This window comes from Spongiibacter sp. C9W (genome assembly GCF_057370015.1).
In genome coordinates this window covers 2,281,216-2,293,455 of sequence record NZ_CM170672.1, presented here as the reverse complement: position 1 = coordinate 2,293,455, position 12,240 = coordinate 2,281,216, and the positions used below count along the sequence as shown (strand labels likewise).

The following is a 12,240-nucleotide window of genomic DNA, read 5'->3' as shown; positions in this document are numbered from 1 at the left end:
TTACAGGAGGAGACACCATGCAACGCGATGCCATGCTGGCGTTTAGAGAGCGCTACCGCCGCGACATCAGCCCCTACTATTCCGGCTGGCTGCACATGTTTATTGTGGCGGCGATGGGGTTAGCCGTGATCGCCTACGCCGTTATGCAAACCGAGCAGCCCTCCCCTGCCGAGTACCTGGCGCTGCCGATTACCTTAATAGTGGTGAACTTTGCCGAGTACTACGCCCATCGCTGGCTGGGGCACCGCAAAACCCGACTGGGCGGATTATTTTACAAACGCCACACCGGCGATCATCACAGCTTTTTTCTGCACGATGATATGGACTACGCCAACTCGCGGGACTGGCGCGTGGTGCTGTTTCCCAGCTATTTGATCGTGGCGTTTATTGTCGGCTTGGCAATACCCGGCGCGCTGGTGTTGAACCAGATCGCCAGCCCGAACATCGCCTACCTCTATGTGATCGCCGCGATCGGCGGCTACCTGCTGTACGAGGTGCTGCACTTTAGCTATCACATTCCCGAGGGCGCGGCGGCCGAACGGGTATTTGCCTGTATTCCTGGCTGGCGCTTACTGCGACACAGCCACCGCGTTCATCATCAGCGCGATAAAATGGCCGCGTGCAATTTCAACATCACCCTGCCGATTTTTGACTACCTGCTGAAAACGCGGCAGTAAGCGGGCAAGACGCCCGCCTTGCGTTAGAAGTTGCGGCTAAAACCGATGCTCAAGCCGTCCATTTCCAGCTCGTCTTTATCGGTGTAGCGGGTTTGCTCAACGGTAATCGCCAGCAGGTCGCTCACTTCAAACGCGACGCCCAGGCCGTAGGAAACACTGTCGCGCTTTTCACTAACCGTGACTCGGCCGAGGCGCTGCGCCACTGAGGCATTAAACTTAGTGTGCGACGCGCCGAGCAATACATAGGGATAAATGCTTTCTGTTACGGGGTAACCCACTTTCAGGTAGGCGCCGAGCAGTTGCTTGAGCTCAGTTTCCACTGCCATTCCCTCGATATTGACGCTGTCATCGCCCAGCCCCATACCCGCGTGGAACTCGGCCGCCAGGTAGTCGTTAAACTCCATGCCATAGCGCAAAAAGGCAAACGCCGGTTCCGCTTCTTCACCGCTCTCGGTCACGGTGAACTGTCCCGCTGCGGCGCCAAAATAACGGTCTTCTTCAGCAAGCGCTGGGCACGCTGCAGCAATACCGCTTGCCAGAACCAAAGCAGAGAATGTGTTACGCATGGTGTTTTCCTTCTACATCGCCGGGGAATGAACACGCTGTTCGATAGTTTATGCAAGGCGTGAAATACACCGCGCATCACCTATCGACAGCAAATTTGTCGGGCACGATATAGATTGAAAAAGCGGATCGCAAGGGAAAACGGACAAATTCTACCGCATTATTTATGTCGCGATCATACATACATTTTACGCATTCAGCGCAGCAATAATTAGTATTGAGGCCGTGAATCAATGCGGTAAAAACCCGTGTTTTTAGCGATAAAACCCAGGGCCTGCTAACACTAATTGAGATGCACCTGCCCGAGGTCATCCTTGCCTCCAGCAGGGCGAAGGAAGCGACGCCTGGTTATTCCAAACTTCTCTTCTCATTCCTGGGTTGGCGAATTTTTAGCCGCAACAGGCGTAACTCAATTAGTCAGAGGTGCCCTAGTCACTCAGCTCAATATCTAAACTGTCGAGCAGGCTAAGCGCTTCGTAGCGACTAAATTTTGCGCCGCTAATGCGATTGTGAAAAATATCAATGTGATAATTCTGTGCGTCGCGAAAATCTGCGCGCTCAAGAACGGTTTTTGAAAACTGCGCACCGCTTAAATCGCTGCGTTGAAAACTGGCCTGACTCAGATCTGCCTCACGAAAATCTGCGCGACAGGCCCGGCAGTCTTCCACGATCAATTCCGGTAATTGCAGGCCGTAAAACGAGGCGTCGTCCAACAGGCACTGAAAGAACTGCACCGGCGCGGCAAACAATACCCGTGGCCAGGAAACTTTCGACCAATCCACGCCGCGCATTTTGCAGTCGCGAAACAGGCTGTCTGAAAATTTGCTGTAGCCAAGGTCCAGTAAGTTGAGGTCGCACTGTTCAAATTCGCAGTCGACAAAATTGCAGCGCTGAAAACTGGCCTGAGAGAAATTGCACTGTTTGAAGTGACAGCCCTCAAACTCCACCCCCTCGATGCATTGATCCTGCATCTCAAGCTCTGAGAAGGTCTGTGAGTAGTAGCTGCTGTCGGTAAAGGCGGTCATTGCGGCGCTCGTCCGGTGAGAGTGGTTCGTTATGCTGCCCTGCTACCCGGAGCGTCGCAAGGCACAAACGGCTTAGGCGGCGGTATATCGTGCTCGCCGTCAGCCGGCGCTGCGCACGCTCGCCCCGTCACGTTGCGTTGGCGGCAGGCGCTTATCTTGCGCCTCGTAAAATGCCCGCCTGGCGCGCATGCGGTGATTAACGCACTCAACCATGTGCCGATCGGATTGCCAGTTATGGCAGCCGCCCGGCGCCGTGTACTGCTGCTCGAAAGCCCGCTCCAATTTCGCCTGCCGCTCTGCCTTTGCCCGCGCCGCCGCTTTTCGCTGGAGAATGCGCTGTTGCTCGGCGTCCCGCTGCGCTTGCTGGGCCGCCTGGTGCGCGGCGATGCGCTCCAGATTTTGCGTTTGTAACTGCTGGACGTTATTCATCATGCGCTGACCAGATTGCTCGATAATTGCCACGCGAAACATCCACAGCAACGCCATCCCGGTGACGACAATCCCCCCTTTGAATAACCATTGTTTCACTGCCGATCACTCCTTGAAAAAACTGCTAAAAATTCCGTTTTACTACTATTGACGGACCTGACATTTCACCGTAAAAACCCGCCGTTCAATTGCGTGTGTTATACCATGGCCTGGATCTCTTTCGATGTGTTTCGCAGCCTCGGATTCGCCGATACACAAGTCCTCAAGCCCGACGATATTTTTCGTTGTCGCGAAGATATAAGCAATGCCGACTGGGTGCTTTACCCGGAGTACTGGCAGCTCAATGCACTGGTTTATGGCCTGAACGCGCGGGTTTTCCCCAGCGAGGCCAGTTATCGGCTCGGCCACAATAAAATTGAGATGACGCGCGCCTTTGAAATTGTCGCCCCCGGGCATTGCCCACAAACGCTTATCCTGGCGAACACCCCCGAAAACGCGAAGCGGGTATGGCACGACATGTTGCTGCCCTTTGTCGCCAAGTTACCCAAGGCCTCTCAGGGCGACGGGGTATGGCTGATCGGCGATCGCGCCGATTGGGAGCGCTACCTGCAACGCAGCGACGTGATCTACGTTCAGGAGTACCTGCCGATCGACCGCGACATTCGCGTGGTAGTGATCGGCGACAAGGTGCTCTCGGCGTACTGGCGTCTGCAATCTGAACAGGGCTTTTACAACAATGTCGCCAAGGGCGGCTTGTGCGACCACGGCGCCGTTCCCGAGGCGGCCACTCAGCTCGCCCTGCACTTAGCGCGCAGCCTGGATATCAATCACGCAGGGTTCGATATTGCCATGGTCGGCAGTCACCCCTATGTATTGGAGTTTAATCGGCTGTTTGGGCATCACGGTGTTGAGGGTGGCGGACGCGCGGTACGCGATGCGGTGCAGGCCTATCTGCTGGAGCACTCCGAACCCACCGGCCCCAACTATCCCAGCAGGCCGCCGCGACGGCTGCAACGCGTGGCATAAAAGCGCTACTAGCGCAGCGCCAGGAAGCCCAGTGGGTTATGGCTAAAGGCCACGCTGAGCATATAGAGAAAGACCAGCGCCGCCAACGCAGCGAAAACCGCCTTTTGCGCAGCGCTGCGACCGCGCTTTATCGCAACACTACCCAGTACGATGTACAGCAGTAAGGCAGAGAGCTTTGCCGCCAGCCAGGGCGTTTGCTGCGGCCAGGCACTGAGCATAATCATCAGGCTGACACCCAGCACCAACAGGCCGGTGTCGAGCACATGGGGCAACACCCGCACCCACCGCCGCTGCATCATAGGCGAGGCACGCAGTGACCACGTGGCGCGCAGCAAAAAGAATGCAAAGCTGCTCAACGCCGCGCTGATGTGTAGCGCCTTGATCAATGAGTAATCCATATTAACTTGCCTTCCACGCAGCCTAGGGCTCCGCGGCCTCATAGTGTTGGCGGAAACGGCGCTTGGCGGCCAATTTATCGCTGGCGCATTTCAGCATTTGCGCGTCCGACTGGATGTCTTCGCACTCGGCGGGTGGTTGATACCACGCCGTAAACGCCGCCGTGAATGCCTGCTCGCGCTGCTGGGCTCGGCGCTGCATGTCGGTCAAACCCTCAGTTGTTTGGCTGGCATCCCCCCTGGGGCTTTGCACCAACGCCTGGTGACGTACGCTTTTCTCACTGCGTTGTTGGCCTGTTGGAGTGGGCGTTACCGCACTGGGAGAGGTATCGGCGCCGCGCCCCAGGTAAAGCGCAGCCGCAGCAATCAGAGTGCCCGTAGCAATCAAGTAAGCTGTTTTTCGCGCAATGATCATTTGCCCACCCCGACACCGTGCTGCGCTTAGTGAAACGCAGAACGCACAGCGCCTCAATAGGCGTGACGGAGAAAATAGCAGGCAAAAAAAGGCCAGCGGGGTCAGCGCTGGCAAAGGTCACACTGGAGTGGAGGGGTGGTTATCGCCGCTTACAGCGGCGCGTTAACCAAGGGAATATCAAACGGAATAGCGAGATTGGGGCCAATGATGGTGCCGCCCTCAAAGAACAAATAGTTGGGTGTATTGCCGGGGTCAGTCATCAGCACATCCAACACTGGCACAAACTGGGCAGTGATGGGGCCGCCAAGGCCGCCCAGCGTATCCATAGGGCCGTTTTCATTAGTGAGCACTTCCATGCCCACACCGATTAACAGGTCCATGTTCTGCAAACCGCGTGGCAGCACGCCGGCATCGGTCAGCGGCATAATTACCGGATCGAGTGCAGACAGCGACGGCGCTCCGCCACCGATCGGCAAGATCGCCAACAGGCCCTGCTGCGCTTGCGCCGATGCGCTGGCTACACACAATGTCGCGCCAGCGAGCAAACCCGCAAGGTGAGTAATTAACGTTTTCATAGCGATTCCTCTTGTTATTGGATGGTGGAAAAATCCGGGATGTGCAAGCAGGGATCCCGGCAAAACGCTAGTTGGGCACACGCCCTACAACATGCTTAGAACAAGGTGTCGAAGTCCCACTTCAGTTTCACGCCATAGGTTTTGGGTGGCGCCAGTGTTTCGGTGCGACCAAAGTCCTGTTGAATAATGGCTTGGGCATATTCTTTGTCTTTGGCATTGCGAACAAAGCTGGTGATTTGAATGCCCAGTGGGTCGTAGAAATAAGACAGACGCGCATCCCACAGCTCGTACTGATCCTGCTCGTAGTGGGGAGAGTTTTGCGCGGTGGTGTTAAAGCCGCTGTTGAAGTAGTAATCCACGCCCACTTCAAAGGCACCCCAGTCGCCAGCGTGAATGAACTGGTTCAACGACAAGCTGGAGGTCAAACGCGGTGTGCGCACAATGCGGTTACCCGAGAAGTCGCGCGAGGTATCCCCTAGCAGACTGTCGGGGCCGAAGTACAAGCCGGTGTCGTCGTCGAAACCCGCACCGTCTTTGTACTCGGTGTAGTACGCATCCAGGTAGGTCGCGCCGCCGGTGATTACCAGCCCTTCATTCCAGTTAGGCATTGGCTGCCACTGGAAGTCGACTTCTGCACCTTCAATCTCAGCGGTTCCGGCGTTGCGGAAACTTACAATACCGCCCGAAGGAATGGCCACCAAGGCGGTCAGCAGTCCCTCTGTTTTCGTTTTAAACACTGCGCCGTTCAAACGCAGTGCGCCATCGAGCAGGTCGGACTTAAAGCCGAGTTCAAAGGCGGTAACTTCTTCGCGCTCCACCGGGTTGGGGTTGGTGAAGAAGTTAACGATATTGTAAGTCGGGCTCTTATAGCCGCGCTGCGCCGAGGCGAAAATTTGCAGATTTTCAGTGGGGAAAAGCTGCACAGCCAAACGGGGCGACAAGGTTTTTTCTTCCAGATCGGGCGCGCTGAAATCCGCCAGGCGAATATTCTGCGACTGATCACCCGACTTGTAGTACTCGTTGGGGGGGTTACCCACCAGCGGGTTCACGACATCGAGATAGCTATTGGTTATACCGCGAGTCTCTTCCTGGTAGCGCACACCGGCAGTCAGGTTCAGCCAGCTGGTGGTAAACCACGTCGCCTGCATATAGGCCGAGTTGGACTCGGTGGTCAGGATACCGCCATTACCCAGCACCACATCCGGGCTTTGGTTGATAATGGGGCCGAGGATTGGCTCGAGTAGATCAGGCAGTGGCAAGCCCACCAGGTTAGTCGCTAAGCCGAGCGGGTTAAGCGTTAGGTACAAGCTGCCAAAACCGCCCTCGCCTTCCAAACGGTACAAGCCCGCCACCCATTCAACATGCTCGGACAACCAGGTATCTTCGTTAGAAAGCACCTGCAATTCGTAGGTCTTCTGATTGTTGAACTGGTCCGCGCTATAGAAGTAGGCCTCCGACTTTTCGGTGGAGTCCAGGTCGTAGTGCGCCTCATCAACATCGGCGTAGTTTTCAGAGTAGATGAACTTCACATCAACCGGGCCCGGCAACCACTCAAAAATACCGCCGTAAAGCTCGTTCATGGTGGAGTTACCACCGAGCTTGTTGTTGTGCCAAACACGGTCGCGCTCGTCGGGCTCAACACCGGCCAACAACACGGGCGATGGCCGCGTATTTTCCTGCGACAGTGAGTTACTGGTGAACTGGTTACCGTAGGAACCGATCAGGGTGGCGTTAAAGGTGTCGCTGATATCCCAGCGAATTTTTACCCGCGCGCCTTCGGCGAACTCGTCGCGCATTGGTCCCGGCTCACCGAACACTTCGTTGCGGCCGTAGAGGTCCTGATGGCTTTTAAACAGCGATACCGTGGCACCGATATTGTCGGTAATCGGCATACCCATATATAACTGGTAGGACTCGGCATTGTAGTTACCGAACTCCGTTTTCAGGGTGCCGACAAACTCCTCCGGCGGATCTTCAGTCACGATGCTGATCGCACCACCCGTCGCGTTGCGACCAAACAGGGTGCCCTGCGGCCCCTTAAGTACCTCTACCCGCTGAACGGCGCCGAGGGTGTCTTGCTTACCCTGACTGGGGCCAATGTTAATACCGTCTATATAGGTAGCAATACTCGGGTCGGCGTTGGGTAGAAAGGCGTCCGTCCCCACACCGCGCAGGTAAATAACCGTGTAGCCATAGGCGTAGGTAAAGGTCAGTCCCGGAGTGATTTTTTGCAGATCGGCAGTAGCTTCTATACCGAAAGCATCGAGTTTATCCGCGCCGAAGGCGCTGATCATAATAGGAATGTCTTGCGAATCTTCTTCACGCTTTTGCGCCGTCACCATGACTTCTTCCAACAGGCGACTACCACGCGTTGTATTACCTTCAGCAGCCTGTGTTGATTGCGCGGCGGTAACCGCGGCGACCAACAGCGACAAGGCCAGTTTTCTGGGCTGTTGTTTCATTTTTCATTCACCCTAGTTATTTTTTATCGTTAGTTATTTTGCAATTCGAACCGGTGCTAACGCCGGCGCAAACTACTTAGCAGTAACAGCAGTGCGCCTGCATCCATCAACGCCAACACAAGAAACAGCGGCGACAGTCCACACGCATAGGCGTAGAACAGCCACATGGCTGCCAGTGCCTTAACCAGTGCACTGCGAGCAACGACGACGCGACTATCGTCTATGCTCAGGCGCAAATAACTTAATCCAAATCCCAGTACGCCCATCAAACCAACAAAAGCATTGATTGCCAGTGCCGAATTACCCTGATAGACCTCGGTATTACCGAAGGAAAATATCAGCGTCAGTAGCTGCGCGTTCACCCATGGCGCAGCAAGCACAAGGAACAGACCTAAGTCAGCGTGGTAAACCAGGCGATGGCGGTTTTCAAAGCTCACGAAATGCCTCCTGAGCAACCGCCGTATTCATAAAGTCGCGGAAGTGTTTCCACTTGCCGTCCTGCAAATGAATAACGTGAACGAAGGGAGATTTTATCTCGCGACCGTCGCGCTTGGTGGTTAAACGCAGCTTACCCACCACGACAACGTGATCCCCTTCACAGATAAACTGGTCGGCGTCGAACACATGAATATCCACCGACGACAGCACCGTATCGAAGAAGCCGCGACACTCAGCCAAACCCTCGTAGTGACCGGCATAGGGAATCACTTCCGGGCCGTAGAAATCGATGATGCACTGCTCGTGCAGCAACTCGACAATGCCGTCGACATCGTGAGCGCCAAAGCGCGCAAAGATTTCCTGGGTGACCTCAAGATTATTCATTATTATCTCCTTATTCAGCGGGGGCGATTTCAATATTGAGCTCGTTAATGTCTTGCGCCGCTTCCAGCTGGCACAGTAGTCGGCTGTTTTCACGGTAGTGAATCAGGCCTTCCAATACTTCTTGTTCGGCGTCCTGCACGGGCGCAACAGCGTCTGGCTTATCGACATACACGTGGCAGGTGGCACAGGAACAACAGCCGCCACACAGGGCGTCGATCTTCATTTGCGATGACAGCTCGTCAAACAACTCCTGAAAATCTTCCACCAGGTATTCGGCGCTCTGCTGCTGGCGATCTTTTACTTCTACTCTCATTACTCAACTTCTCCGTACAGCGGGCGATAGCGCATTGGCTGGCGTTGACGCTGGGCATCAATGGCTTCGCTAATTTCACTGCTGGTGTACATACCGGCATTCCAGGTGGCGGACATCGCCAGCGATGACGAGAAGTGCATATCGCGACCTTCTATCAAGGTGCGCTTCACACCACTCAAGGCCAGCGGCGACAGGTTTAATAAACGCTGTGCCATTGCCTGCGCGGTGGCGTCCAATTCCTCGGGGGCGCTAGGTGCGGCACTCAGCAATTGCAATTGCTTGGCTTCGGCAGCGTCGATACGTTCGCCGGTCAGCGATAGGCGCGCCGATGCCGATTCACCACAGAGGTAGGTCAGGCGCTGGATAGTGCCCAGGTCGCACATAATGCCGATGTTGGTTTCATGGATAGAGAAGAACGCGCTGCTGTCGGCCAGGCGCAGATCGCAGGCCGCAAATATCGCCAGCGAGCCACCAATACAAGCGCCGCGCGCCACACCAATAACCGGCATCGGCAGCGCTTCGAGACGGCTGATAACCGCCTGCAAATAAAGCACTTTTTCTCGTACCCAATGGTTGTAGCGGGCGGGATCATCGCCTTTGCTCACGTTGAGCTCGGCGAGGTAATCCACATTCATACCGCCGCCAAAATGGCGGCCCTCGGCATTGAGTACCAGCACTCGGCAGTCGCGATCTTGCTTGAGCTCACACAACAAGGCGTCAAGTTCCTGCCAGAACAAGCGGTTATAGGCATTGCCCTTGCACTGGGTATCCAGCGTGAGGCGGTAGAGACCGCCCTCAGTGCTCAGGGAAAAATTCTGCCAGTCGCTCATGCCTCGGCCTCCGTGAGCAAGCGCACAGGTAATGAAGCGAATCCGTAGGCCAATAAACCGCCGGACTGACGGCGAGAGTCATCCAATGAGCCACCAATGCCCGCGCAGGTATCCAGCAGTGTGTTAAGCAGAATTTCGCCCTCTACCCGTGCCAGCGGCGCACCCAGGCAGTGGTGAATACCGCGACCAAAGGTCAGGTGACGGGAAATATTGGGGCGGTTGATAATGAATTTTTCAGGCTCGGGGAACATGCTTTCATCGTGGTTGGCCGCGGCCATAAAGAAAGCGATCCACTCACCGGCCTTAATTGGCTGCCCGGCAATTTCGCAGTCTTCTTTCACCACGCGGAACAGACGCTGCGGCGGGCCATCGCGACGCAGGCATTCCTCCATAAACGGACGAATTAAGCTGCGATCCTGCTTGAGCTTGTCGAACCATGACTTGTCTTCCAGCAGCACGCCCATCAGGTTGCCGAGGAAGTAGGTAGTGGTTTCTGCACCGGCCACAACCAGCGTAATGCAGAACAACACCACTTCGTCTTTGGTCAGCACATCGCCATCACACTCGGCGCGAATAAAGGCCGACATCAAATCATCCGGCACCTCTTCACCGTTGGCGATCGCGCGGTCGCGCAGTTCGACCTTATTCACAAAGTAGTGGAGCAACTCTTCGTTACAGGCCAGACGCTGCTCGGGGGTAAAGTCTGACGACACCATAAAGGCGTTGGCCCAGTTGACGAGCTTTTTGTAGTCTTCTCTCGGCAAGCCGAACAGATAGGTCATAACCAGTGCGGGAATGACACCGGCGACCGCTTCCATATAGTCGACTTCTTTGCCCTGAATACCGCCAATGATTCCGGCGACATCGTCGCGCAGACGATCGACGATATCGTCGTGAATGCGTTTCGGCGTAAAGGCCGCCTTGGCCAGATTACGCAATGAGGTATGGCGTGGTCGGTCGTGATTCACCAGCATCAAGCTCGGGGCGCTGGAGTTTGCCTGCATTGGGTCTTCTGATGAAAACAGGTCGGCGTTTTTCAATACAAAATCGACGTCGTTATAGCGGGTCACCACCCAGGCCGGAAACGGTGTATCCACACCCGGTACCGTGCCGGGAGGGAAGTCTCGCAAACCATATACCAAGCCCAGCTCGCGAAGTTGCTTGTAAACCGGATAGGGGTTTTGGATACATTCAGGCGACAACATATTGTCGAGAATGTCGGCCGCATTTTGCGGCGCTGCAGTGATAGCGCTCATAGCCACCTCATCATCTTATTTATTGTTGAGAAAAGGCCGGTAAATGGCGGTGTCACCATTGCAGCCACGTCGAGAATTGGCGCGTGGAACTCTGCGCGCGCATGGGAGAATTCGCGGAAACCGTCAATGCCCCGGTAACGCCCCATTCCGGAGTTGCCGACACCGCCAAATGGCAGATCGTCGTTGGCGTACTGAAACACCACATCGTTTTTTACCAGCGCGCCGGAGCGGGTCGATTCGCGCAACTGGGTAAACTCATCGTTGCTGCGGCCAAAGTAGTAAGACACCAGGGGCGATTCCCGATGCCGAAGGTCATCTACCATGTCGCTAAAGTCGTCGTGGGTATTCACCAACAGCACGGGGCCAAAAATTTCCTCACGCTGGATCAGCGCATCTTCGCCGGGGTTTACCACCAGGGTCAGCGCATAGGGGGAGCCATCTACCGCCAGATGGTGAACGCTGCCGCCGTAGAACTCGGCATCTTCGCAAAGCCGCTGCAGGCGCTGGCGGTGGTTGTCGTTGATCACCTGCACAGCATCGCGGCCGGTATTACTGTCCATCGCGTCCAGCGCGCGGCGCAGCTCGGCAATAAGGCGCGGCAATTGCTCCTCGGTGATCATCAGATAGTCGGGGGCAATGCACACCTGCCCGGCATTGAAAAACTTACCGAAGATGAGTTTTTCCGCGAGCTCACTCAAGTTGGTGCCGCGCCCGGCTATCACCGGTGACTTACCGCCCAGCTCCAAGGTAAGTGGCGTTAGCTTTTCGGATGCATCGCGCATTATCGATTTGGCAATGCGTTCGCCGCCGGTGTAGATCAAGTGATTAAAAGGCAGGTTAACGAAGGCGCGGGCCAGCTCGGCATCGCCGCAGGCGACATTGACTTCCTGGGGCGAAAACCATTTCTCAACCCCTTCGCGCAGTACATCAGCGCAGCGCGGGGTGAGCTCCGAGGGCTTGATAAAGGCAACGTTGCCCGCGTCCAATGCGCTCACCAGTGGCGACAGCGCCAGGTTCACCGGAAAATTCCAGGGGCTAACAATGCCCACCACGCCCTTGGGCTGAAAGTGAACGCGTGCGCGGCCACCGCCCATGCGCAAGCTCAAATCCGCCGCGCGACGCTGTGGCTGCATCCAAAAACCAAGGTTATCCAGCGCATGATTCACCGACTTGATGGTTGTGGTGATATCGGCAAAGCGCGTCTGGTCTGCTGAGCGATAGCCAAAGTCTTCCGACAAGGCCTCGCAAAAGCGGGTCTCGTTCTCTAACAAAAGCTGCTTTAGGCGACGCAAACGATCTCGGCGTTGTGCGGCGCAGGGGTGTGGCAAAGCCAAGGCCCCTTCGCGCAGGCCAGCGAAAGCCTGGTTAAGCGAAGACATATCCACCTGAATATCCGTCTCTGTTTGTTATTGTTGGGGCGATATTATTTTCTTTTGGAAATAGTGTCAACT

Annotated in this window: 15 protein-coding genes; 2 read left to right on the top strand and 13 right to left on the bottom strand. The window is 55.7% G+C overall.

Translation table 11 applies throughout. From position 1 onward, the window contains the following. Positions 1-17: 17 nt before the first annotated feature. Positions 18-677, top strand: coding sequence for a sterol desaturase family protein (locus AC2Q8J_RS10970; protein WP_486451278.1), 660 nt, complete (start codon positions 18-20; stop codon positions 675-677). 23 nt (positions 678-700) lie between these two features. Here AC2Q8J_RS10970 and AC2Q8J_RS10965 read toward each other — a convergent pair whose 3' ends face one another. From AC2Q8J_RS10965 to AC2Q8J_RS10955, 3 genes are all read right to left on the bottom strand, one after another. Continuing rightward, positions 701-1,243: a porin family protein gene (locus AC2Q8J_RS10965; RefSeq protein WP_486451277.1), complete on the bottom strand. Its 543-nt coding sequence runs from the start codon at positions 1,241-1,243 to the stop codon at positions 701-703. A gap of 426 nt (positions 1,244-1,669) precedes the next feature. Next, on the bottom strand, positions 1,670-2,266 hold the full coding sequence (locus AC2Q8J_RS10960; protein WP_286839400.1) for a pentapeptide repeat-containing protein: 597 nt from the start codon (positions 2,264-2,266) through the stop codon (positions 1,670-1,672). Between the two features lie 99 nt (positions 2,267-2,365). Then, complete coding sequence (locus tag AC2Q8J_RS10955; RefSeq protein ID WP_486451276.1) at positions 2,366-2,794, bottom strand: hypothetical protein; 429 nt, start codon at positions 2,792-2,794, stop codon at positions 2,366-2,368. Positions 2,795-2,899: 105 nt separating this feature from the next. Here AC2Q8J_RS10955 and AC2Q8J_RS10950 point away from each other — a divergent pair, with 105 nt between their 5' ends. After that, a complete protein-coding gene (locus AC2Q8J_RS10950) occupies positions 2,900-3,721 on the top strand; it encodes an ATP-grasp domain-containing protein (protein ID WP_486451275.1) in 822 nt (273 codons plus the stop codon). A gap of 8 nt (positions 3,722-3,729) precedes the next feature. Here AC2Q8J_RS10950 and AC2Q8J_RS10945 read toward each other — a convergent pair whose 3' ends face one another. The 10 genes from AC2Q8J_RS10945 to AC2Q8J_RS10900 all read right to left on the bottom strand — a co-directional run bounded on the left by AC2Q8J_RS10945 (position 3,730) and on the right by AC2Q8J_RS10900 (position 12,168). Beyond that, positions 3,730-4,119, bottom strand: a complete 390-nt coding sequence (locus AC2Q8J_RS10945) for a SirB2 family protein (protein WP_486451274.1) — start codon at positions 4,117-4,119, stop codon at positions 3,730-3,732. Between the two features lie 22 nt (positions 4,120-4,141). Continuing rightward, complete coding sequence (locus AC2Q8J_RS10940) at positions 4,142-4,531, bottom strand: hypothetical protein (RefSeq protein WP_486451273.1); 390 nt, start codon at positions 4,529-4,531, stop codon at positions 4,142-4,144. A gap of 149 nt (positions 4,532-4,680) precedes the next feature. Next, positions 4,681-5,106, bottom strand: a complete 426-nt coding sequence (locus AC2Q8J_RS10935) for a hypothetical protein (RefSeq protein WP_486451272.1) — start codon at positions 5,104-5,106, stop codon at positions 4,681-4,683. A gap of 95 nt (positions 5,107-5,201) precedes the next feature. Beyond that, entirely contained in the window at positions 5,202-7,568 is a 2,367-nt protein-coding gene (locus AC2Q8J_RS10930) for a TonB-dependent receptor (RefSeq protein WP_486451271.1), read from the bottom strand. 56 nt (positions 7,569-7,624) lie between these two features. Further along, positions 7,625-8,005 (bottom strand): hypothetical protein, encoded by a 381-nt coding sequence (locus tag AC2Q8J_RS10925; RefSeq protein ID WP_027874956.1) that lies wholly within the window; start codon positions 8,003-8,005, stop codon positions 7,625-7,627. Then, entirely contained in the window at positions 7,995-8,390 is a 396-nt protein-coding gene (locus tag AC2Q8J_RS10920) for a nuclear transport factor 2 family protein (protein WP_486451270.1), read from the bottom strand. The genes AC2Q8J_RS10925 and AC2Q8J_RS10920 overlap by 11 nt, the downstream gene beginning before the upstream one ends. A 10-nt stretch (positions 8,391-8,400) precedes the next feature. Then, on the bottom strand, positions 8,401-8,703 hold the full coding sequence (locus AC2Q8J_RS10915) for a 2Fe-2S iron-sulfur cluster-binding protein (protein ID WP_374972525.1): 303 nt from the start codon (positions 8,701-8,703) through the stop codon (positions 8,401-8,403). Next, entirely contained in the window at positions 8,703-9,533 is an 831-nt protein-coding gene (locus AC2Q8J_RS10910; RefSeq protein ID WP_486451269.1) for an enoyl-CoA hydratase-related protein, read from the bottom strand. The genes AC2Q8J_RS10915 and AC2Q8J_RS10910 overlap by 1 nt, the downstream gene beginning before the upstream one ends. Next, positions 9,530-10,789 (bottom strand): cytochrome P450, encoded by a 1,260-nt coding sequence (locus AC2Q8J_RS10905; RefSeq protein ID WP_486451268.1) that lies wholly within the window; start codon positions 10,787-10,789, stop codon positions 9,530-9,532. Before AC2Q8J_RS10905 ends, AC2Q8J_RS10910 begins: the two co-directional genes overlap by 4 nt. Continuing rightward, positions 10,786-12,168, bottom strand: coding sequence for an aldehyde dehydrogenase family protein (locus AC2Q8J_RS10900; protein WP_486451267.1), 1,383 nt, complete (start codon positions 12,166-12,168; stop codon positions 10,786-10,788). Before AC2Q8J_RS10900 ends, AC2Q8J_RS10905 begins: the two co-directional genes overlap by 4 nt. Positions 12,169-12,240: the final 72 nt, after the last annotated feature.

Bases quoted from the DNA above. Each gene is read 5' to 3' on its own strand.
- AC2Q8J_RS10970 (WP_486451278.1), top strand. From the start codon at position 18: ATGCAACGCGATGCCATGCTGGCGTTTAGAGAGCGCTACCGCCGCGAC.
- AC2Q8J_RS10965 (WP_486451277.1), bottom strand. From the start codon at position 1,243: ATGCGTAACACATTCTCTGCTTTGGTTCTGGCAAGCGGTATTGCTGCA.
- AC2Q8J_RS10960 (WP_286839400.1), bottom strand. From the start codon at position 2,266: ATGACCGCCTTTACCGACAGCAGCTACTACTCACAGACCTTCTCAGAG.
- AC2Q8J_RS10950 (WP_486451275.1), top strand. From the start codon at position 2,900: ATGGCCTGGATCTCTTTCGATGTGTTTCGCAGCCTCGGATTCGCCGAT.
- AC2Q8J_RS10945 (WP_486451274.1), bottom strand. From the start codon at position 4,119: ATGGATTACTCATTGATCAAGGCGCTACACATCAGCGCGGCGTTGAGC.
- AC2Q8J_RS10940 (WP_486451273.1), bottom strand. From the start codon at position 4,531: ATGATCATTGCGCGAAAAACAGCTTACTTGATTGCTACGGGCACTCTG.
- AC2Q8J_RS10935 (WP_486451272.1), bottom strand. From the start codon at position 5,106: ATGAAAACGTTAATTACTCACCTTGCGGGTTTGCTCGCTGGCGCGACA.
- AC2Q8J_RS10930 (WP_486451271.1), bottom strand. From the start codon at position 7,568: ATGAAACAACAGCCCAGAAAACTGGCCTTGTCGCTGTTGGTCGCCGCG.
- AC2Q8J_RS10920 (WP_486451270.1), bottom strand. From the start codon at position 8,390: ATGAATAATCTTGAGGTCACCCAGGAAATCTTTGCGCGCTTTGGCGCT.
- AC2Q8J_RS10915 (WP_374972525.1), bottom strand. From the start codon at position 8,703: ATGAGAGTAGAAGTAAAAGATCGCCAGCAGCAGAGCGCCGAATACCTG.
- AC2Q8J_RS10910 (WP_486451269.1), bottom strand. From the start codon at position 9,533: ATGAGCGACTGGCAGAATTTTTCCCTGAGCACTGAGGGCGGTCTCTAC.
- AC2Q8J_RS10905 (WP_486451268.1), bottom strand. From the start codon at position 10,789: ATGAGCGCTATCACTGCAGCGCCGCAAAATGCGGCCGACATTCTCGAC.
- AC2Q8J_RS10900 (WP_486451267.1), bottom strand. From the start codon at position 12,168: ATGTCTTCGCTTAACCAGGCTTTCGCTGGCCTGCGCGAAGGGGCCTTG.